Origin of the sequence: Flavobacterium sp. RSSB_23 (genome assembly GCF_051547145.1) — a bacterium.
Classification (GTDB): Bacteria; Bacteroidota; Bacteroidia; order Flavobacteriales; family Flavobacteriaceae; genus Flavobacterium.
This window is the reverse complement of the sequence record NZ_JBPTTO010000001.1, coordinates 716,349-740,008: the sequence shown is the minus strand read 5'-3', so window position 1 is coordinate 740,008 and position 23,660 is coordinate 716,349. Positions and strand designations below refer to the sequence as shown.

Genomic DNA, 23,660 nt, shown 5'->3' with positions numbered 1-23,660 from the left:
TAAACTTTTTATATATAATGGTAAAGATAGTAATCTTACATTTTTAAACCCTAGTTGTTCCAACATTAAATTGTTTCCTTTTTTGGGCTATATTTGCATAAAAAATCTAGCATGCAGTTTCTGGTTTATATCATAGTTTTTCCAATTCTTTGGATTATTTCTATACTCCCTTTTCGTGTTTTTTATTGGTTCTCAGATCTTATATATGTAATTGTCTATCGAATTGTAGGCTACCGTAAAAAAACAGTCCGTGCCAACATAGCGCTAGCACTTCCGCATTTAACTGAACAAGAACGACTTGTTGTAGAAAAGAAATTCTACCATCATTTATGTGATTTGTTTTTAGAAATGGTAAAAACATTATCTATCTCTAAAGACGAAATGGACAAGCGTTTTAAAATAACCAATATCGAATTGGTAAAAGAATTTGAAAAAAAAGGAAAAAGTGTTGCGTTATTAACCTCACATTATGCAAGTTGGGAATGGTTAATGACTCTTAATAATCAAACTTCTTTTTTTGGTATTGGTGTTTATAAAAAAATTAGGAATAAATATTTTGACCAATTGGTACGCGATATTAGATCCAAATTTAATGCTGAATTGGCTGAAACAAAACAAGCGATACCAATGATGCGTGAAAATCAAAAGAGCGGTAAAATGTGTATGTATGGCTTAGTAAGTGATCAATCACCTAAATTAGATCGTGCTTTTCACTGGCACACTTTTATGGGTGTTGAAGTTCCCGTTCACACCGGAGCCGAAATGCTTGCCAAGCGTTACGATATGAATGTACTATTTGTTGATGTAAAAAAAGTAAAAAGAGGTTTTTACGAAGCTACTTTTATTGATTTATCATCTGATGCGAAAAGCGTACCTGATTTTGAAATCACAGAGCGATTTTTGAAATTGGTAGAGCAACAAATTTTAGATGCACCTGAATATTATTTGTGGACACATAAAAGATGGAAACACAAACGTTAATCCATAAAAAAAACTCATTACGAACTGTAATGAGTTTTTTTATGGAAATTTAATACCTACTTAGCAAACCATTGTTCAACTAATTTATTTTCGAATGAAGTAGCATTTTGATGCAAAAACTCATTGGTTTCGGCATTATATTGATATTCTTTGGCCCATTCTTTATGATTTTCAGCTAAAGATTTTATAGCGTTACAAACGTATTCTATTTCAGCTGAAGTTGTAGTCGGATGAATAGACATTCTGATCCAACCTGGTTTACGGATTAAATCTCCTAAACTTATTTCGTTAACCAACTTATGAGACGTTTCTTGATCTACGTGTAGCAAAAAGTGACCGTAAGTTCCTGCGCAACTACATCCTCCTCTTGTTTGGATTCCAAAACGATCGTTGAGTAGTTTCACTCCCAAATTAAAATGCAAATCATCTATAAAAAACGAAATCACGCCCAATCGTTCTTGATGTTGTCCTGCCAAAATTTTAATATTGGGAACATTTTGTAATGAATCAAAAACATAGTCCACAATTTCGTGTTCGCGTTTCAAAATATTGTCAATACCCATTTCGTCTTTCAACTGAATGGCCAAAGCGGTTTTTATCACTTGCAAGAAACCTGGCGTTCCTCCATCTTCCCTGTCTTCAATATTGTCAATATATTTATGTTCACCCCAAGGATTTGTCCACGATACGGTTCCACCACCCGGACAATCCGGCACCATATTATTGTACAATTTTTTATTAAAAACCAATACTCCTGAGGTACCTGGCCCACCTAAAAACTTGTGTGGGGAAAAGAAAATAGCGTCCAAATAAGCTTCTTCATCCTCAGGATGCATATCGATGGAAACGTAGGGACCTGAGCAAGCAAAATCCACAAAACATACGCCATTATGCTGATGCATCATTTTGGCAGCCTCGTGATAAGGTGTGCGAATACCTGTAACATTGGAACAAGAAGTGATGGAAGCAATTTTTAATGTTCGCTCTTTATATTTTTCGAGTAATACTTTTAGATTTTCTAATGAAAAAAGTCCGTCTTCGGTTGAAGGAATTACTTCAACATCGGCAATGGTTTCTAACCAAGAAGTTTGATTGGAATGGTGCTCCATATGAGAAATAAAGACCACTGGCTTTTTCTCTACTGGAATAGCTACAAAATCTTTTAAATTTTCTGGCACTTTAATCCCTAAGATACGTTGGAATTTATTCACCACACCCGTCATTCCAGTACCATCCGTAATTAAAACGTCATTTTGATTGGCATTAACGTGTTGCTTAATGATATTTCTAGCGTGGTGATAGGCTTTGGTCATAGCCGTTCCAGAAACGGTGGTTTCCGTATGTGTATTAGCAACAAAAGGTCCGAAGGCATTCATCAATTTTTCTTCGATGGGGCGATATAATCTGCCGCTTGCTGTCCAATCGGTGTAGATTATTTTTTTTCGTCCAAAAGGTGATTCAAATTCTTGCTCAATCCCGATGATGTTTTTGCGAAATTGCTGAAAATATTGTTCTAAAGCCGTCTCTTTTATGCTATTTGTCATTATATCTTTCATTTGATTGCAAATATATTGTATTTGATTGAAAACGTAGGATTGATTTTGGTTTTAACATTAATAAAAAAACCTTTTCAATACTGCTACTGAAAAGGTTTTTCTTGATTTATAATGCTAAAAAATGAAACCAAAAAAGCCAATTGTGACTCTTTTACCCCCGATAGGAGCGGCATCCTTTGTTTTTTTTCTTTAAAAAAACAAAGATATAGCGGATAGCGGGAATCCTGTTTCCTGATTAGCCTTTGTTTCGGTCCTAAAAACTAAACTTGTCTTTTTAGATTCCAGCGACTGCTTTAATTTCATCTATGATTCGCAACGCTAAATCGTCGGCCAATTGTTGTGTAGCTGCCTCGGTATAAATACGGATAATCGGTTCTGTATTTGATTTTCTTAGGTGTACCCAATTTTCGGCAAAATCTATTTTCACACCGTCAATGGTCGTGATGTTTTCTGATTTATACTTATCGGTCATCGCTACCAAAATCGCATCTACATCGATTTGAGGCGTCAACTCGATTTTGTTTTTACTCATATAATATTCTGGATACGAAGCACGCAACTCAGACACTTTCATTTTTTTATTGGCCAAATGCGTCAAAAATAAAGCCACACCCACCAAGCTATCGCGTCCGTAATGCAATTCTGGATAGATGATTCCACCATTGCCCTCACCTCCGATGATAGCGTTATTTTTTTTCATTAATTCCACAACATTCACCTCGCCTACTGCACTCGCTTCGTAGCTGCCGCCGTGAGCAACCGTTACATCGCGCAACGCTCTTGAAGAAGACATATTCGAAACCGTGTTACCCGGAGTTTTGCTCAACACATAATCCGCACAAGCAACTAAAGTGTATTCTTCGCCAAACATTTCGCCATCTTCGGAAATGAAAGCCAAACGATCAACATCTGGGTCTACGACGATTCCTAAATGCGCTTTTTCTTCAACTACTAAAGCTGAAATATCCGTTAAATGTTCTTTTAAAGGTTCTGGATTGTGAGGAAAATGACCATTCGGTTCACAGTATAATTTTACTACTTCAACCCCCATTTGTTCCAACAATTTTGGGATGATGATTCCGCCAGATGAATTTACTCCATCGACTACCACTTTGAAGTTGGCCGCTTTTACTGCTTCAATATCGACTAATGGCAAATTCAATACTTCATCGATATGAATATCCATATATGCGTCATTGATTGTGATTTCGCCCAAATTATCCACGTCAGAAAAATCGAAAGCTTCCGCTTCGGCAATGGCTAATATTTTTTCGCCATCAGCACCACTTAAAAATTCGCCTTTTTCGTTCAAAAGTTTCAATGCATTCCATTGTTTTGGATTATGAGAAGCTGTCAAAATAATTCCACCATCGGCTTTTTCCATAGGAACTGCTACTTCAACGGTTGGTGTTGTGGACAATCCTAAGTCGATTACATCAATACCTAAACCTAATAAAGTATTCACCACTAAATTGTGAATCATAGGTCCAGAAATACGAGCATCTCTACCAATTACAACGGTATTTTTTTCTTTGTTGCTATGTTTTTTTAACCAAGTTCCGTAGGCCGAAGCAAATTTTACTGCATCTACAGGAGTTAAATTGTCACCAACTTTTCCTCCAATGGTTCCTCGGATACCTGATATTGATTTGATTAATGTCATTTTATTTCAATTTGGTTATAGCTACAAATATAAAAAAGTTGGGTGGGCTTATAGTCTTTCCAACGAAAAGTTTTTAGTAAAGGAAAATGAGGCTTCTATTGTGAGGCTTTTTAAAGTTTGTATCTTTGAAAATAGTCAAAGCAAAACAATGAACTTTCTCGCGCACATTTTTCTTTCGGGTGATGATGAATTACTCAAAATAGGCAATTTTATGGCCGATGGCATTCGTGGAAAACAGTACGAGCACTTCCCTTTGTCTATACAAAAAGGCATTCGTTTGCATCGTTTTATTGACACTTACACGGATGCGCATCCCGTATTTAGACAAAGTACACAAAGACTGCACTCCAAATACCATCACTACGCTGGAGTGATTGTTGATTTGTTTTACGACCATTTTTTAGCCAAAAATTGGAGTACTTATTCTGATGAAAATCTAGAGGATTTTACCGAAAGTTTTTATCAATCGTTAAGAGACAATTACGATATATTATCTGAAAGAACTAAAGGTATGATGCCTTACCTAATAGAGCACAATTGGTTATTGAGTTATCAAACAGTAGAAGGGATTGGTCGGATTTTGACACAAATGGATAATAGAACCAAAAACGCATCCAAAATGAGGTTTTCCTCGAATGAATTGGTTGAATTTTATCCCGAATTTGAAGAAGAGTTCACTATTTTTTTCCAAGACTTACAAGAACAAGTGACAATAAAAATGCAACAATTATGAAAATTTTTCAATTTCTTTTTCTTTCTATTTTCTGTAGTTTTTTGAGTGAAAATGTCCAGGCGCAAACTGGATTAATCGCGGACAAAGCTATGGTGGTATCTGCACGAGAAGAAGCTTCTAAAATAGGTGTAGAAATTATGCAAAAAGGCGGCAATGCTTTTGATGCTATGGTGGCTACCGAATTGGCTTTGGCAGTTGCTTATCCGTATGCAGGGAATTTAGGCGGTGGAGGATTTATGGTGTATCGCAAAGCCAATGGCGAAATTGGCTCTTTAGATTACAGAGAAAAAGCACCTTTGGCAGCCCATAAAACGATGTTTTTGGATAAAGAAGGTAACGTCATCAAAGGAAAAAGTACCGAATCACCTTTGGCCATTGGTGTACCCGGAACCATCGCTGGTGTTTTTGCCGTTCATAAAAAACTGGGAAGTCTGCCTATGTCCGAAATACTAAAACCTGTAATTGCTTTGGCAGAAAAAGGGGTTGTAGTTACGCGCAAACAAGAGCTCCGATTGAACGATTACAGAGAAGAAATTATAAAAGCGAATGGAAAAAACACCTTATTCGCACAACCTTTTAAAGAAAAAGATACCATAAAATATCCCGCTCTAGCCGAAACGCTAAAGCGAATCGCAAAAAATGGTCGCGATGAATTTTACAAAGGACAAACGGCTAAAACGTTAGTGCAGTACCTACAACAAAAAGGAGGCATCATCACAATGAAGGATTTAAAACAATACGAAGCCAAATGGCGTACTCCTCTTTCGTTTCAATACAAAGATTTAAAAATCATCTCTATGCCTCCACCAAGTAGCGGTGGTATTTGCTTGGCTGAAATTTTTAAAATGATTGCTCCCTTTGATTTATCTAAAATGGGACATAATTCAACAGAGTCCATACAAGTAATTGTAGAAGCGGAACGCAGGGCTTATGCAGATAGAAGTCACTATCTTGGCGACCCCGATTTTGTCAAAATCCCAATTAAAGCATTGTTAGCAGATGACTATTTACAGCAACGTATGAGTAGTTTTAGTTTAGAAAAAGCCACCTTGTCCTCTGAAATCAAAGAAGGAAAAGTGAAGTATAACGAAAGTACAGAAACCACTCACTATTCTATAGTAGATGCCGCTGGAAATGCAGTGGCTGCTACCACAACCTTAAATGATGGCTATGGTTCCAAATACTATTGCGATGCTTTAGGTTTTTTCCTCAATAACGAAATGGACGATTTTAGTGCCAAACCCGGAACCCCAAATATGTTTGGTTTAGTAGGGAACGAAGCCAACAGTATTGCTCCCGGAAAACGAATGCTAAGTTCTATGACTCCAACTATCGTTGAAAAAAACGGGCAATTATTTATGGTAGTAGGTTCGCCGGGTGGTTCTACTATTATTACTTCGGTTTTACAAACGATTCTAAATGTTTACGAATATAAAATGAATATGCAACAGGCTGTAAATGCGCCTCGTTTTCATCATCAGTGGTTGCCTGATTTAATTACGTTTGAACCAAAAACATTCGACACTACTACTTTTGAAAAACTAAAAACAAAGGGCTATATCATCAATGAAAAAACGACTCCTGTCATTGGCAAAGTCGATGCAATTTTGGTTTTACCTAATAAAAAACTAGAAGGTGGAGCTGATTTTAGAGGTGACGATACAGCGGTTGGCTTTTAATTATGGATTTCATTACAGCCTTAGAAAAAGAATTTATAGCGCAGGCGAATACAGCACAAAGTTGTGCTATGGAAGCGTATATGAAAAATCATTTTCCGTTTTTTGGTATTGCTATGCCACAACGAAGAGCAATTTTAAAATCGGTTAGTGCCGAATATTCGGATAATATAAAAGCAAATGCTCGCGCGCTGGCGTTTCAGCTTTATGAAAAACCGCAAAGAGAATTTCATTATTGCGCAATTGAACTTTTAATTCAGAATTGTAGCAAAAAATTACAAAAAGATGACATTCAGTGGATAGAACAACTACTACTCACCTACTCTTGGTGGGATACTGTCGATACGATTAGCAAATATTTATTGGGGCGCTATTTGACTCAATTTCCTGAACAAACGAATATGGTGATTGAGAAATTTTCTAATGCTTCTAATATTTGGTTGAACAGAAGTACACTTTTATTTCAATTAGAATATAAAAAGAACACCAATTTTAGTATCTTAGAAGCTGTTTGTGAGCACTTTAAAGAAAGTAATGAATTTTTTATTCAAAAAGCAATAGGTTGGGCATTAAGAGAATACAGTAAAATCAATCCGATAACTGTCCAAAACTATGTTATAAGCACCAATTTAAAACCATTAAGCAAAAAAGAAGCCTTACGTATTATTGAAAAACAAAAATTATGAATTTCAGCACCATTATTACTAGCGTGATAAATCGCTTCGAATCACTAATTGTATGGAGTCAAAGTAAATTTACTAGTAAACAATTCATCTTTTTATCGAGTGTATTGGTAGGAATATCGGCAGGATTGGCGGTTATTGTCCTAAAATCGTTTGCGCATTCGGTTTTTACGTTTGCAACCTATGTCAATGGTATTTTAAAACTCAACTACATCAACAGTATTCTGCCTATAATAGGAATTTTACTTACTGTTTTTGTTGTGAATAAATTACTTGGCGGAAGCATAGAAAAAGGAACTTCTCAGATTTTATATGCCGTTGCCAAAAAAGCAAGTATTATCCCAAAAAAACAAATGTATGCTCAAATCGTGACTAGTTCATTGACTGTTGGTTTGGGTGGTTCGGCTGGTTTGGAGAGTCCTATAGTGATTACAGGTGCAGCATTTGGTTCCAATTATGCACAAAAATATCATTTGAGTTATAAGGACAGAACATTACTCATCGGCTGTGGCGTTGCGGCAGGAATCGCGGCAGCTTTTAATGCTCCCATTGCCGGTGTACTATTTGCGGTAGAAGTATTACTAGTTGATGTAAGTATTTCTGCTTTTACACCCATTATGATTGCCGCAGCAACTGGTGCGATGGTCTCTGTGGTTGCATTAGATGAAAGTATTTTACTATCCTTCAAACAGCAAGAGCATTTTCATCATCTTAATATCATTTATTATGTTTTTTTAGGTGTTTTTACAGGATTTATTTCCGTTTATTATTCAAGATATTTTCAAAAAATAGAACGGTATTTTCATATTTCTAAACTTTCTGTTTACAAAAAGGCATTGTTAGGTTCAAGTATCTTGGCTTTGTTGATTTTTGTATTCCCAACACTTTTTGGAGAAGGGTATGAAAGCATTCGTATTTTGTCTCAAAATGACCCCGGACAATTACTTGAAAACACACTCTTCAAAGGCTTCCGCAATAACAATTGGATGTTACTTTTATTCATTGGTGCTAGTATGATGCTCAAAGTTTTTGCTACGGGATTTACCTTAAGTTGTGGTGGAAATGGAGGAAACTTTGCTCCCTCTCTATTTTTAGGCTCTTATGTTGGTTTTTTCTTTTCATCATTACTCAATCTTATTGGCATAGCGAAATTGCCTGTAAGTAATTTTACAATCGTTGGAATGGCAGGTATTTTGAGTGGATTATTTCACGCTCCGCTTACCGCTATTTTCTTAATTGCTGAAATTACGGGTGGTTATGGACTGATGATTCCGTTGATGATTGTTGCCTCAACTAGTTACGCCATTTCAAAACGCTTTGAAAAACATTCGATGGATGTGAAAAATTTGGCAAAAAAAGGACACGCTTTTACCAGTAATAAAGATGCTAACGTTTTATCAACTTTAGAGACTAGTACTATAATTGATACCAGTTATCTCACTATTTCTCCGAATGAAAATTTAGAACGCTTGGTGGATTTAATTTCTCACTCGGACCAAGTGATTTTTCCCGTAGTCAACGAAGAAAATGAATTATTAGGTGTTGTACATTTTAACGACATCAGAGAAATCATATTCAATACCTATCGCGTAAAATATACTTTGGTCAAAGAAATTATGATTGCACCAGCTGCATTAATTGCACCAACCGATCGTATGGAAATTGTGATGAATAAATTTGAACAAACCAGAAAAGCATTTCTCCCTGTTGTACAACTTGGAAAATACTATGGCTTTATTTCAAAATCAGTTGCTTTAGAGGCTTACCGAACCAAACTGAAAGCGATGACTATTGACTGATTTGTGTTTTAAAAAATATTTTTTTGTAACAAAAAAGGCAAAGCGACTACTAACCCAATTAAAATCAAATAACTAAACTCAAAAATTATGAAAACATTAAAATTGACTGCTTTAGCCTTGTTTCTTCTTGCAAGTAGTTCCTCACTTATTGCGCAAACTGCTGACGAAATTGTATCCAAATACATTACTACAATTGGTGGTGCTGCTAAGTTAAAAGCACTAAAAGGAGTTAAAATGGAAATGGTTGTGAATGCCCAAGGAATGGAAATTCCTGTTGAAGTAGTACAAGAACCGGGTGGGAAAATGTATTTAAAATTCAATTTACAAGGCAAAGAAATGACACAATTTGCTTTTGATGGTGAAACTATGTGGTATACTAACTTTACAACTATGAAAGCCGAGAAATCAGATGCTGAAACTACTGCTAACACAAAATTGAGTGCAGCAGATTTTCCAGATCCTTTTTTAGATTACAAAACAAAAGGGTACTCAATAGAATTAATGGGAAAAGAAACCAAAGAAGGTACAGAGTGCAACAAAATAAAATTAACCAAAAAACCAATCACGGTTAATGGTGTTCAAACAGACGATATAAGTTATTATTTCTTTGATACCGAAAACAATTTGCCAATTGCCAAAGAAAGTGAAATCAAACAGGGTCCGATGAAAGGCCAAAAATCAGTTTCTACTATGAGTGATTATCAAGAAGTGGATGGCATTTACTTTCCTTTTGCTGTAAATGAAGGTGGACAATCAATGAAAGTTAAAAAAATCACTTTAAATCCAACTGTAGACGCAAAAGCTTATGCTTTTCCAGCTCAATAAATAAAACAAAACCAACTCAAAGTCCTTATTGAAAAGTAAGGACTTTTTTTAACTATTAGCTTTATGAAAAAAACGACTATTTGGGTTGCTTGTTTAGGAATACTATCAGCAACTACAGTACTTGCGCAGGACAAAATAGTACTAAAAGGCAAAGAATTGTTTGGTGATATTCAAGCCAGGCACATTGGGCCAGCATTAATGAGCGGTAGGATCACCGATATTGAAATGCACCCAACAAACAACAAAATAATCTTTACTGCCACAGCTGGCGGTGGTGTATGGAAAAGTAACGATGGCGGTGCTTCATTCAATTCTGTATTCGATGATCATATTCAATCGATTGGATGTGTGGCTATCGACCCTTCAAAACCTGACCAAAACATTTGGGTAGGAACTGGAGAAACGTGGACTAGAAATAGTGTTTCTATGGGAGACGGAATATACAAATCTACCGATGGCGGACAAAACTGGAAAAATATGGGATTACCAAAATCAGACCGTATTGCTTCCATAGTAATCGACCCTAAAAACAGCGATGTAGTTTGGGTGGCTGTTCTTGGTGCACTTTGGGGCGATAGCGACGAACGCGGAATATACAAAACTACCGATGGAGGAGCTACATGGAATAAGGTCTTGTTCGTGGACAATAAAACAGGTTGTTCAGATTTGATTATGGATCCAAAAAATAGCAACATTATGTATGCCTCATTTTGGGAATTCCGAAGAACAGGTTGGTCATTCAGCTCAGGAGGAACTAAATCGGCTTTGTATAAAACAACCGATGGCGGAAAAACTTGGAACAAAATTCACAACGGTTTCCCTGCTGGACAATTAGGTCGAATTGCTATTGCTGTAGCTCCTTCGAACTCCAACATTTTATATTCTGTTTTAGAGACCGAAAAAGCTGAATTGAACGGATTGTATCGTTCTGAAGATGCCGGGGCTACTTGGAAACACTTGAATAGTGATTTTGGATTAGTAGTACGTCCTTTTTACTTTTCAAGAATTGTTGTTGACCCTAGAAATCCAGATATCGTAGTTAAAGGTGGTTTAAATGGTTCCATAAGTAGAGATGGTGGAAAAACATTTAAAAATTTAGGTGTTATGCACTCTGATATTCATGACATTACTTTTGACAACCTAGACAGTAATCGTATTTTCTGCGGTACTGATGGAGGTGTGTATAGAAGCTGGGATGGCGGAAACACTATGGAAATGGTAAGCAACTTACCTGTTTCTCAATTTTATCACGTAAGTATAGACGACAAAGAACCTTTCAATGTATATGGAGGTTTACAAGACAATGGTTCTTGGTATGGTCCTTCTAAAAGTCCAGGCGGAGTGGAATCTCGTGATTGGACCAGAATTGGTCAAGGTGACGGATTTAGAGTAATCAAACATCCAACCAAGAACATTATTTATAGCGAAATGCAAGGTGCTGAAAATGTTTGGCGTTACAATACAGATACACAAGAATTGATTACGATTCAGCCATTGGCAGTAAAAGGGGATCCAAAATTGCGTTTCAATTGGAATGCTCCGATGGAAATAAGCCAAAAACAACCCGATCGTTTTTATATGGGAAGCCAATTCGTACACAAATCAGAAGATATGGGAAGAACTTGGACTAAAATCTCTCCAGATTTGACCACCAAAGACCCTCTGAAAATGGACACAACAAAATCAGGTGGTTTATCTGTTGACAATTCAGGTGCTGAGCAACATTGTACCATTTTTACTATTGCAGAATCTCCTTTGAACGAAAAAGTAATTTGGGCAGGTACTGACGATGGTAATGTACAAGTGACTAAAGATGGAGGAAAAACTTGGACTAATGTGGTAGCTAATATTAGTGGCTTGCCAAAAAATACTTGGTGCTATCATATTGAAGCAAGTGTTTTTGGAGAAGGAACTGCATATGCTGTTTTTGAGGGTCACGCCAAAAATGACTACACTCCTTATACCTACAAAACAACCGATTATGGAAAGACTTGGAAATCAATCATAACTCCAGACGTTGATGGCTTTGTTCGTAACATTCAAGAAGATTTCAAAAATGAAAATTTATTATTCTTAGGAACAGAAAAAGGATTGTATATCACAATTGATGGAGGAGCTAACTGGTCTCATTTTACCAATAATATGCCATCAGTAGCAGTTCACTTTATGGATATCAATAAAAAAACCAATTCCTTAGTTATGGCTACACACGGTAGAGGTGTTATTATTTTAGATGACATCACTCCTTTACGTCAAATTAATCAAGAGGTTTTAGCTAAAGATGTACACTTTTTTGATTTAAAACCTGCAATTATTGAGGAACAATCCAGCTTTGGAACTACAGCAACAGAGCTTGAATTTGTAGGTAGAAATCCATCTACAAGTGCTCAAATCATTTATTACCTTAAGAAAAGACACACATTAGGTAAAATGGATATTGAAATTCAAGATGAAAAAGGGAATAAAATCATTTCATTGGCACCTGGAAAGCAAAAAGGAATTAATGTAGTTAACTGGGATTTCAATATGAAAAATCCAAAAATTGCTGCTGCCAAAACGCTTTCTTTTGCAGGATTTACTGCTCCTAGAGTACAAGAAGGTACTTATAAAGTAGTATTAACTAAAGGTAAAGAAACCTATACGCACAATCTTAAAGTACTAAACGATCCGAAAAGTAGTATCTCTGCAGCTGATCGTTTGAAACAAAAAGAAACCACTCGTGAATTGTTTAACAAAAACGAAGAATTGGCTTATACCGTTTATGAGATTGATGAAACTGTAAAATTATTAGATCAATTGATTGCTAAAAACAAAAGTTTTAGCAAACAAGGAACTAAGATAAAAACTGACTTTGAAAGTCTTAAAGCGAAAATGGTAGTTACTACCGGCGATGGATACGTAGCAACAGCTGAACCGCAATTGAGAGAAAAATTAGGTGAACTTTATGCTTCTGTAGCAGGGAATTTTACTGCTCCATCACCTTCACAATTAGAAAACAAAGATGCTATTTTGCAACGTTTTGACACTTCAATGACCGAATTTAAAAACTTAAAAGCGAAAAACGAAGCTACCTATTTAAAACAAGCAAAAGAACAGAATATCCCGTTTACACTTAAAACTTATGCAGAGTTTGTAGCAGAATAATTTCACAATACTTTGATATTTAAAAACGCTAACTTCGGTTAGCGTTTTTTTTATTATCGGATGGGTAAATATTTTTATTTATCCGATATTAGTTGTATTTTTGTGGGGTTATGTGGAAAATAGACTTAGGATATCGCGAAGAATTTCAATCAACTTTTGAACGATTGTATCAAAAAAAGCAAGATTTGCAAAACAGCAGACCCTTGCCTACTATCGCTTTGAATAAAATCAAAGAAAGTTTATCTATAGAGTGGACCTACAATTCCAATAGTATAGAGGGAAACACCTTAACACTTAGAGAAACACAAATGGTCTTGCAAGAAGGAATTACTATAAAAGGGATTTCATTGAGAGAACATTTTGAAGCACACAACCATGATAAAGCCATTGATTACCTTTTTTCGATAATCAATGATAACTATGTATTACGAAGTATTGATATATTATCGTTACACGGTTTGGTATTACGCTCGATTGAAGATGATTTCGCAGGTAGATTACGTAATGGAGGTGTCCGTATTTCGGGAGCCAATTTTATTCCACCCAATGCGAATAAAGTTTCGGATTTACTAGATGAATTGATTGACTTCATTAACACCAACCCTTTAAATCTCAACGATATTGAGTTGGCCACCATCTTTCATCACAAATTAGTTTGGATTCATCCTTTTTTTGATGGCAATGGAAGAACCGTTCGTTTGAGTATGAATTTGCTATTGATGCGATGTGGTTTTCCACCAGCTATCATACTCAAAAACGATAGAAAAAAATACTATGAAGCCCTCAATCAAGCCAACAATGGTAACTATCAAAAACTAATACTTTTGATGAGTCAAGCATTGGAACGAAGTTTGAATATTTACCTAAATGCTATGCCTGATAGTAACAACGACTTTCAAACAATAGCTAATATTGTTAGTGAACCAAGCAGCCCTTACGGACAAGAATATGTTAGTTTATTAGCTCGAACGGGAAAAATAGACGCCTACAAAGAAGGGCGAAATTGGTATACCACCAAAGAGGCCATTGAAGCCTATATCAGTACCAGAAAAAGAAAACGCTAACCCAAAAAGTTAGCGCTTTTTTGTATCCCTTTTTTAACACAATCTTCGATAGTGTTCTACCAAAAGAATAAATCAAAATAGTAACTTTGCTTCCGACCTATTCGGAATTTGCTAAACTATGCTAGATACAAACAATACCATTGAAGTTCAAGGCGCTCGCGTTCATAACCTAAAAAACATCGACATTGCTATTCCTAGAGAAAAACTCGTTGTCATAACAGGACTTTCGGGTTCGGGAAAATCATCCTTGGCTTTCGATACTATTTATGCAGAAGGACAACGTCGCTATGTAGAAACATTTTCGGCTTATGCCCGACAATTTTTAGGAGGATTAGAACGTCCTGATGTTGATAAAATCGATGGTCTTTCGCCTGTGATTGCTATTGAACAAAAAACAACTAGCAAAAGTCCGCGTTCTACCGTGGGAACAATTACTGAAATATACGATTTCTTGCGTTTGTTATATGCGCGTGGTGCTGATGCCTACAGTTATAATACGGGAGAAAAAATGGTTTCCTACTCTGATGAGCAAATCAAAGAATTAATCATTCAGGATTTTAATGGAAAAAGAATCAATATTTTGGCTCCAATCATTCGAGCGAGAAAAGGACATTATGCTGAACTCTTCCAACAAATTACCAAACAAGGTTTTCTAAAAGTAAGAGTAAATGGAGAAATTGTAGACATTACTCCCGGAATGAAACTCGACCGTTACAAAACACACGATATAGAAATTGTAGTGGATAGAATTGTTGTTGATACTTCTGATGACATACAAAAACGTTTGTCTGAAAGCATCAATACCGCTATGCATCACGGAGAAAATGTATTGATGATTTTGAATCAGGATACGAATGAAGTACGCTTTTTTAGCCGTAATTTGATGTGCCCCACTACTGGAATTTCGTATCAAAATCCTGAACCCAATTTGTTTTCTTTCAACTCACCAAAAGGGGCTTGCGAACACTGCAATGGATTAGGAACTATTAATGAAATCAATACCAAAAAAATCATTCCCAATCCAAAATTATCCATCAAAGCGGGTGGTTTTGCTCCGCTTGGAGAATACAAGTCGTCTTGGATTTTTAAGCAGCTTGAAACTATTGGCGAAAAATTCCATTTTAAAATAACGGACCCAATCGAAAAAATTCCAGCAGAAGCTATGGAAATGATTTTGAATGGTGGTAAAGAAAAATTTGCAGTTCAATCGAAAGATTTGGGCGTAACTAGAGAATACAAAATTGATTTTGAAGGCATTTCGCATTTCATCAAAAACCAACACGACGAAAGCGGCTCTACTGCTATCAAGCGTTGGGCTAAAGAATTTATGGATGAAATTGCTTGTCCGGTTTGCGAAGGTTCTCGCCTTAAAAAGGAAGCTAATTATTTTAGAGTAAACGAAAAGAATATTTCTGAATTGTGTACTATGGACATTTCAGAATTGACCGCTTGGTTTTTGGATTTAGAAAATCATTTGACAGACAAACAAAAACGAATTGCAACAGAAGTCATCAAAGAAATTAAAGATAGATTAGCGTTTTTGATGAATGTTGGTTTAAATTATTTGGCGTTAAGCCGAAGCTCAAAATCACTTTCTGGTGGTGAAGCACAGCGTATTCGTTTGGCTACCCAAATCGGTTCGCAATTGGTGGGTGTGCTTTATATTCTAGACGAACCTAGTATTGGTTTACATCAAAGAGATAATGAAAAGCTTATTCATTCGCTTGAACAATTGCGTGATATTGGCAATTCGGTTTTGGTCGTTGAGCACGACAAAGATATGATTGAACGTGCCGATTATGTAATTGATATTGGTCCAAAAGCGGGAAAATATGGCGGAGAAATCATTAGTATTGGGACCCCACAAGAAACCTTAGCATCCAATACTATAACTGCACAGTATTTGAATGGAAAAATGAAATTTGACATTCCAGAAAAACGCCGAACTGGCAATGGTAAATTTCTAAAACTAACTGGAGCAACTGGAAACAATCTAAAAAATGTTTCTATAGAAATTCCGCTAGGGCAAATGATTTGTGTAACAGGCGTTTCAGGGAGTGGAAAATCTACCTTAATCAACGAAACCCTCTACCCTATTCTGAATGCTTATTATTTTAACGGAGTCAAAAAACCACAACCTTATAAAAAGATTGAAGGTCTAGAACATATTGACAAAGTAATTGATATTGACCAAAGTCCAATTGGAAGAACACCGCGTTCTAATCCTGCGACTTATACTGAGGTTTTTACCGAAATCCGCAATTTGTTTACGATGACTTCCGAAAGTATGATTCGGGGTTACAAAGCGGGACGTTTTAGTTTTAATGTAAAAGGTGGTCGTTGCGAAACCTGTGAAGGGTCAGGTGTTCGAACTATCGAAATGAACTTTTTACCAGATGTGTATGTAGAATGCGAAAGCTGTCAAGGAAAGCGTTTTAATAGAGAAACCCTTGAAATTCGTTATAAAGGCAAATCGATTTCGGATGTGTTGGATATGACGATTGATGAAGCTGTACCATTTTTTGAAAATATCCCAAAAATTTATAGAAAAGTAAAAACCTTGCAAGATGTTGGTTTGGGTTATATAACCTTAGGACAACAAAGTACCACGCTTTCTGGTGGTGAGGCCCAACGTATTAAACTAGCAGGAGAATTATCTAAAAAAGATACAGGAAATACTTTCTATATTTTAGACGAACCTACTACTGGTTTGCATTTTGAGGATATCCGGGTGTTGATGGATGTAATTAATCGATTGGTGGATAAAGGCAATACCGTTTTGATTATTGAACACAATATGGATGTCATTAAACTCGCCGATTACATCATTGACATTGGTCCTGAAGGTGGAAAAGGTGGCGGACAGCTCGTAGCCAAAGGCACACCTGAAGAAATCATTAAAGTAAAAAAGAGTTATACAGGTCATTTTTTAAAGAAAGAATTGGTTTAAATTCCCCGCCTTTGGAGGGGAAGTAAAAAAATAGCAAAAATTAAAAATTATGAAATTAGAAGATTTTGATAACGACGAAGACAAAGTGATTCAAGACAAATTGAAACGCAAAACTTGGAATGAAATTCGCACGAATGATAGCTGGGCAATTTTCAAAATTATGTCCGAATTCGTTAATGGATACGAAACTATGAGTCGAATTGGGCCTTGTGTGACAATTTTTGGTTCGGCACGTCTAAAACCTGATACACCTTATTATTTATTGGCTGAAAAAATTGCTTATAAAGTGAGTAAAGCAGGTTACGGCATCATCACTGGTGGTGGGCCTGGAATTATGGAGGCAGGAAACAAAGGAGCACATTTAGGCGGAGGAACTTCTGTTGGATTGAATATAGAATTGCCGTTTGAGCAACATTTCAATCCTTATATTGACCACGATAAGAATCTGAATTTTGACTATTTCTTTGTGCGCAAAGTAATGTTTGTTAAATATTCACAAGGATTTATTGTGATGCCAGGTGGTTTTGGTACTATGGATGAACTATTCGAAGCTATTACTTTGATTCAGACAAAAAAGATTGGCAAATTCCCAATCATTTTGGTAGGAACTAGCTTTTGGTCTGGTTTGATTGATTGGATTAAAAGCGTGTTAGTAGAAAGAGAGCATACCATTAGCGAAGATGATTTGGACTTATTTAAACTCGTAGACACAGAAGATGAAGTGCTAGATGTGTTGGATAAGTTTTATAAGAAGTATGATTTGAGTCCAAACTTTTAATAGAAAAACTGTCCTGTCGGACAGTTTTTTTTTACAATTAGTAGTTCGTTTCAAGGAGAATATGTATTTTTATGTGGAAGAGTTAGATTTTTGTTTTGAAATGAAACCAAGAAAGCTAAATGTTTATCTTTAGCCCCGATAGTAGCGGCATCCTTTGTTTTTTTTCTTTAAAAAAACAAAGATATAGCGGATAGCGGGACGTTGTTTCCTGAAAAGCCTATTTTTTCTGCTTCAAAAAAAGCAACTCTATTTTAATTGAATGTAAGTTTACCCCTAAACCCAATAGCTGTTTGATGCGCCAATCTACTTGTTTATTTTTTTTGTTACTGTTGTTCTTGTCTTTTTCTACAAAAGGGCAACATCATACAAAGCTTAAAGCCACAGTAAATTGGACTGCCAAATCACTTTATGTAGCGCAAGAAATAAATTTTAATAATGATAGTGGCGATACCTTAAAAACCATCGTTTTGAACGATTGGAATCATGCTTACTCAGACCTATCGACTCCGCTTAGCAAACGTTTTTCTGATGAATTTTATCGCGGTTTTCATTTGTCAAAAAAAGAAGAACGAGGTGGCACTTTTAATTTAAGTATTCGAGATACAGAACTACAAGAGATGTCTTGGGAACGTTTGAACAAAAAACCAGATGTCATTGAAATACAATTAAAAAAACCACTACTTCCTGGCGAAAACCTAATAATTCAACTTAATTACTTAGCCAAAATACCAAGTGATAGATTTACTGGTATTGGCTATTCTGCAAAAAAAATGAACCTTAAAAATTGGTTTTTGTCGCCAGCTCGATATGAAAACCATGCCTTTACAAAGAATAGCAATGCAAATCTAGAGGACATAGCAAATGCATTAAGTTCTTTTGACGTAATGCTAAAAGTTCCCCTAAATTATGCTGTAACTACAGATTTGAAGTCTCTTAAAAAAGACTCAGACAACAGCGCTACAACTTATCATTTGAATGATGATAACAGAACTGATTTTAGTCTTTTTATTGAGGAAAAAAGCAGCTTTACAAATTATAAAAGTGACCTTATTGACATACACACAAACCTAAAAGATAATGCTATTGACCCTATTCAAAAAGCAATTATCATTGATAGAATTGCACATTTTGCAAAAAACGAAATAGGTAGTTATCCACATAGTAAAATTACGGTTGCCCAATCTGATTACGAACACAATCAGTTTTATGGATTGAATCAGTTACCCTCTTTTTTGAGTCCATTTAGCAATGAATTTATATTTGAATTGCAGTTTTTGAAAACTTTTTTGAATAATTATTTAAAGAACACTTTGCGATTAGACCCCAGAAAGGACAATTGGATTTATGATGGTATACAAATATATACTATGATGAATTATATAGACACTTACCATCCTGACAGTAAAATGTTTGGAACCATAAGCAAGATAAGACTATTAAAAAGTTACAATTTGATCAATCTCGATTTTAATGACCAATACAGCTACTTCTATATGCTAATGGCAAGAAAAAATCTAGACCAACCACTAGGTGACCCAAAGAATACTTTAATAAAATTCAATGAACAAATTGCAAGTAAATACAGAGCTGGATTGAGTTTTAAGTACTTGAATAATTATTTAAAAGAAGCAATTGTGCCTAAAAGCATATTGGCTTTTTATGATTTAAATCAACGAAAACAAACCAATGATGATGATTTAATAAGCATTCTTAAATCGAATACAACAAAAAATATTGACTGGTTTTTTGAGACAATTATTAACTCAAGAAAATTAATTGATTTTAAATTTGATTTAGTGAGTACTACAAACGATAGTATTCGCTTTTCTATCAAAAACAAAACAAATGTTTTTGTCCCTGTTCCAATTTATGGTACAAAAAAAGGAGCTGTTGTATTTAGCAAATGGCTTGATATTCCCAAAAAACCAGATACTATTTACAGCATTCCAAGAGAAAATGCCGAAAAAATAATTTTGAACTTAAACAATGAAGTTCCTGAATTTAACTTAAGAAATAATTGGAGAAAATTAAATGGTTTTTTTCCAAATAATCGCCCTTTAAAGTTCGTTTTACTGAAAGACTTGGAAGACCCCTATTACAATCAAGTCTTGTATACTCCTGTATTAGGATTTAATGTATATGATGGGTTTTCACCGGGAATTCGATTTCATAACAAAACGATTTTAAACAAGCCATTTACATTCGATATGAGCCCGATGTATTCCTTAAAAGCAAAGACTTTTTCGGGTTCTGGATTTTTTGTAGTGAATGAAAACTATCGAGAAAGTAGGTTGTACAATGTAAGGTATTCGTTGGGAGCTTCCTATTTTCATTATGCTCCTGATGCCACTTATCTTCGACTCAATCCTATGGTTCAAATGCAGATTAGAGGCAGAGATTTTAGAGACAATCGGAAGCAACTTTTAGTATTTCGGCATGTTATGGTCGATAGAGAGAAAAGCGAGATTGTGGTGGATAATTCTATGCTAAACTATTCGGTTTTTAATGCCAGATACATCAATTCAAAAACTGAAATAACCAATCATTTGAGTTTTTCAACAGATTTACAATTGGCAAAAGAATTTGGCAAAACATCGGTAGAGATTGATTACCGAAAATTATTTAGAGGCAATCGCCAACTGAATTTAAGATTGTTCATTGGTCGATTTTTGTATAATACGTCTACAGGTTCAGATTTTTTCAGCTACGCACTAGACCGCCCAACGGATTATTTGTTTGATTACAACTATTATGGGCGTTCAGAAAGTACCGGATTTTTTAGTCGACAATTTATCTTGGCTGAGGGAGGATTTAAATCAAAACTCGACACGCCCTATGCCAATCAATGGTTAACAACTTTTAACGCAAGTTTCAATATTTGGAATTGGATAGAATTGTATGGTGATGCAGGTTTTGTTAAAAATAAAGGTACACAAGCACAATTTGTTTATGATAGTGGCGTTAGACTGAATTTATTAACAGATTATTTTGAACTCTATTTTCCAGTTCGTTCAAGTAATGGATGGGAAATTTCTCAAAGAAATTATAATCAAAAAATTCGCTTTGTCGTTACATTTGACCCAAGTAAACTAATCAATCTTTTTACAAGAAAATGGTTTTAAAAACGCTTAAAAACCAACAATAAAATAGTAATTTACTATTATTTTAATAAAATAACGAATAATTAAACAATTTAAAACCCTTAAAAAACGGTTTTGATTGAAAATAATTTAATTTTATTTTATGTAACGAATTATGAAAATCACTTGTTTTTAAGTAAGTTTGCATAAAATTACTATCTACTACATCATGGTAAAAGAACAACACAACACTACTTTAACTTTTGAAGATTTTAAAACAGAAGTTATAAACGATTACAAATTAGCCATTACCAGTCGCGAATGTAGCCTTTTAGGACGTAAAGAAGTACTTACCGGGAAAGCTAAGTTTGGTATTTTTGGTGATGGTAAGGAGGTACCACAATTAGCAATGGCTAAGGCTTTTCAAAACGGAGATTTCCGTTCTGGTTATTACAGAGACCAAACGTTTATGATGGCCATTGGCGAATTAACTCCGGTTCAATTTTTTGCTGGATTATACGGTCACACAGACTTGAACCACGACCCTATGTCGGCAGGAAGACAAATGGGAGGCCATTTTGTTACACACAGTTTGAATGAGGATGGTAGTTGGAAGAACCTAACACAACAAAAAAATTCAAGTGCCGATATTTCTCCAACAGCAGGCCAAATGCCAAGATTGTTAGGATTAGCACAAGCTTCAAAAATATACAGAAACATACCTGAGATAAGTAATTCTTCTAATTTTTCTAAAAACGGAAACGAAATTGCTTGGGGAACTATCGGAAACGCAAGTACATCTGAAGGTTTGTTTTTTGAAACCATCAATGCTGCTGGAGTACTACAAGTTCCTATGGTAATGAGTGTTTGGGATGACGAATATGGAATTTCTGTTCATGCTAGACACCAAACTACTAAAGAAAATATTTCTGAAATTCTAAAAGGATACCAAAGAGACGAAAAAAATAACGGTTACGAAATTTTTAGAGTAAAAGGCTGGGACTATGCGGAATTGATTGCTACTTACGAAAAAGCAGCAGCTATAGCGCGCGAAGAGCACGTCCCTGTTTTAATCCACGTACAACAACTTACACAACCTCAAGGTCATTCTACATCAGGCTCTCATGAACGCTATAAAAACAGCGACAGATTGGCTTGGGAAAAAGAATATGACTGTTTACGTCAAATGCGTTTATGGATGATTGCCATTAATATTGCTTCTCCAGAAGAATTAGACGTGATTGATGCAGAAGCAAAAAAAGAAGTTTTAGAAGCAAAAAAAGAAGCTTGGAATAACTTCATTCAACCAATAATTAATGAACAAAAAGAGCTAATTACCCTATTAGAACAATTAGCACCTTCAAGCATCAATAAAGATTTTATCGCAAAACATATTGCTGACTTAAAAGCCATTAAAAACCCATTAAAAAAAGAAATTTTAATTGCCGCTAGAAAATCTTTACGTCTGCTAATCAACCAAAAAGGTCATGCTGAATTAGCACAATGGATATCAGCATACATCAATAAAACGCAACCAAAATTCAGTAGCAATCTTTACTCTGAATCTAAATTCAATGTTCAATCAGTACAAAAAGTAGCTCCAACTTATAACGAAAATGCAGCTGCTGATACTGACGGAAGAATGATTTTACGCGATAACTTTGACGCTCTTTTCAACAAATATCCTGAAGTTTTGATTTTTGGAGAAGATGCGGGTACTATTGGTGATGTGAACCAAGGATTGGAAGGTATGCAAGAAAAATATGGAGAATTACGTGTTGCCGATACAGGTATTCGTGAAGCTACCATACTTGGTCAAGGGATTGGTATGGCATTGAGAGGATTACGTCCTATTGCAGAGATTCAATACTTAGATTATTTACTGTATGCTATCCAAATCATGAGTGATGACTTGGCTACGTTGCAATACCGTACCGTTGGAAAACAAAAAGCACCATTAATCGTTCGTACTCGCGGTCATCGTTTAGAAGGAATTTGGCATTCTGGCTCTCCAATGGGAATGATTATCAATGCAGTTAGAGGAATGCATGTATTGGTTCCTAGAAACATGACACAAGCTGCTGGATTTTACAACTCCCTCTTAGAATGTGACGAACCAGCTTTGGTGATTGAATGTTTAAATGGTTATCGTTTGAAAGAAGTAGCTCCAACTAATTATGGTGAATTCAAAACACCAATTGGAGTTGTTGAAACACTGAAAGAAGGAACAGATATCACTTTGGTATCTTACGGTTCAACTTTGCGTTTGGTACAACAAGCTGCTAATGAACTTTTAGAAGTGGGAATCAATTGCGAAGTTATCGATGTTCAATCCTTACTTCCTTTTGACTTGAATCATGATATTGTAAAAAGTGTAGCAAAAACGAATCGTCTTTTAGTTATCGATGAAGATGTTCCTGGAGGAGCTTCTGCTTTTATTCTACAACAAATTACAGAGATTCAAGATGGTTACAAATACTTAGACAGCAAGCCTGAAACACTTACTGCCAAAGCACATCGCCCTGCTTATGGAACCGATGGCGATTATTTTTCAAAACCATCTGCTGAGGATATTTTCGAAAAAGTATACAGCATGATGCACGAAAGCAATCCTGCTAAATTTCCTAGTTTATACTAAAAACAAACACTTATAAAAAATGCCGTTTCGAACAGGAACGGCATTTTTATTTATAAAATAACCATTTTGTTATATACTTTTTTTATTACT

General features: G+C 35.5%; 14 protein-coding genes. 12 read left to right on the top strand and 2 right to left on the bottom strand.

The window, feature by feature from the left end:
- Nucleotides 1–111 precede the first annotated feature (111 nt).
- Nucleotides 112–981, top strand: coding sequence for a lysophospholipid acyltransferase family protein (locus ACSVH9_RS03335; protein ID WP_438062477.1), 870 nt, complete (start codon nt 112–114; stop codon nt 979–981).
- A 56-nt stretch (nt 982–1,037) separates the two neighbouring features.
- On the opposite strand, the gene ACSVH9_RS03330 is transcribed toward ACSVH9_RS03335, so the two are convergent.
- Together ACSVH9_RS03330 and glmM are read right to left on the bottom strand one after the other, a co-directional pair.
- Entirely contained in the window at nt 1,038–2,525 is a 1,488-nt protein-coding gene (locus ACSVH9_RS03330; protein ID WP_438062476.1) for an aminotransferase class V-fold PLP-dependent enzyme, read from the bottom strand.
- A 286-nt stretch (nt 2,526–2,811) separates the two neighbouring features.
- On the bottom strand, nt 2,812–4,200 hold the full coding sequence (gene glmM, locus ACSVH9_RS03325; RefSeq protein WP_078213132.1) for a phosphoglucosamine mutase: 1,389 nt from the start codon (nt 4,198–4,200) through the stop codon (nt 2,812–2,814).
- A 148-nt stretch (nt 4,201–4,348) separates the two neighbouring features.
- Here glmM and ACSVH9_RS03320 point away from each other — a divergent pair, with 148 nt between their 5' ends.
- From ACSVH9_RS03320 to ACSVH9_RS03270, 11 genes are all read left to right on the top strand, one after another.
- A complete protein-coding gene (locus ACSVH9_RS03320; RefSeq protein ID WP_438062475.1) occupies nt 4,349–4,933 on the top strand; it encodes an ACP phosphodiesterase in 585 nt (194 codons plus the stop codon).
- Entirely contained in the window at nt 4,930–6,612 is a 1,683-nt protein-coding gene (gene ggt, locus ACSVH9_RS03315; protein ID WP_438062474.1) for a gamma-glutamyltransferase, read from the top strand. The genes ACSVH9_RS03320 and ggt overlap by 4 nt, the downstream gene beginning before the upstream one ends.
- 2 nt (nt 6,613–6,614) lie before the next feature.
- Nucleotides 6,615–7,295: a DNA alkylation repair protein gene (locus tag ACSVH9_RS03310; RefSeq protein WP_438062473.1), complete on the top strand. Its 681-nt coding sequence runs from the start codon at nt 6,615–6,617 to the stop codon at nt 7,293–7,295.
- Nucleotides 7,292–9,091, top strand: coding sequence for a chloride channel protein (locus tag ACSVH9_RS03305; RefSeq protein WP_438062472.1), 1,800 nt, complete (start codon nt 7,292–7,294; stop codon nt 9,089–9,091). The genes ACSVH9_RS03310 and ACSVH9_RS03305 overlap by 4 nt, the downstream gene beginning before the upstream one ends.
- A gap of 87 nt (nt 9,092–9,178) precedes the next feature.
- On the top strand, nt 9,179–9,916 hold the full coding sequence (locus ACSVH9_RS03300; RefSeq protein ID WP_438062471.1) for an outer membrane lipoprotein-sorting protein: 738 nt from the start codon (nt 9,179–9,181) through the stop codon (nt 9,914–9,916).
- Between the two features lie 63 nt (nt 9,917–9,979).
- Nucleotides 9,980–13,060, top strand: a complete 3,081-nt coding sequence (locus tag ACSVH9_RS03295) for a WD40/YVTN/BNR-like repeat-containing protein (protein WP_438062470.1) — start codon at nt 9,980–9,982, stop codon at nt 13,058–13,060.
- A 110-nt stretch (nt 13,061–13,170) separates the two neighbouring features.
- A complete protein-coding gene (locus tag ACSVH9_RS03290) occupies nt 13,171–14,124 on the top strand; it encodes a Fic family protein (RefSeq protein WP_438062469.1) in 954 nt (317 codons plus the stop codon).
- Nucleotides 14,125–14,242: 118 nt separating this feature from the next.
- Nucleotides 14,243–17,074, top strand: coding sequence for an excinuclease ABC subunit UvrA (gene uvrA, locus ACSVH9_RS03285; protein ID WP_438062468.1), 2,832 nt, complete (start codon nt 14,243–14,245; stop codon nt 17,072–17,074).
- Between the two features lie 49 nt (nt 17,075–17,123).
- Nucleotides 17,124–17,852 carry a TIGR00730 family Rossman fold protein gene (locus ACSVH9_RS03280; RefSeq protein WP_159691396.1) on the top strand — a complete coding sequence of 243 codons (729 nt, stop codon included), beginning with the start codon at nt 17,124–17,126 and terminating at the stop codon, nt 17,850–17,852.
- Nucleotides 17,853–18,145: 293 nt separating this feature from the next.
- The gene (locus ACSVH9_RS03275) at nt 18,146–20,974 is read left to right on the top strand and encodes an aminopeptidase (protein WP_438062467.1); all 2,829 of its coding nucleotides are present in this window, start codon (nt 18,146–18,148) and stop codon (nt 20,972–20,974) included.
- 187 nt (nt 20,975–21,161) lie between these two features.
- Nucleotides 21,162–23,570 carry an alpha-ketoacid dehydrogenase subunit alpha/beta gene (locus tag ACSVH9_RS03270; protein ID WP_438062466.1) on the top strand — a complete coding sequence of 803 codons (2,409 nt, stop codon included), beginning with the start codon at nt 21,162–21,164 and terminating at the stop codon, nt 23,568–23,570.
- Nucleotides 23,571–23,660: the final 90 nt, after the last annotated feature.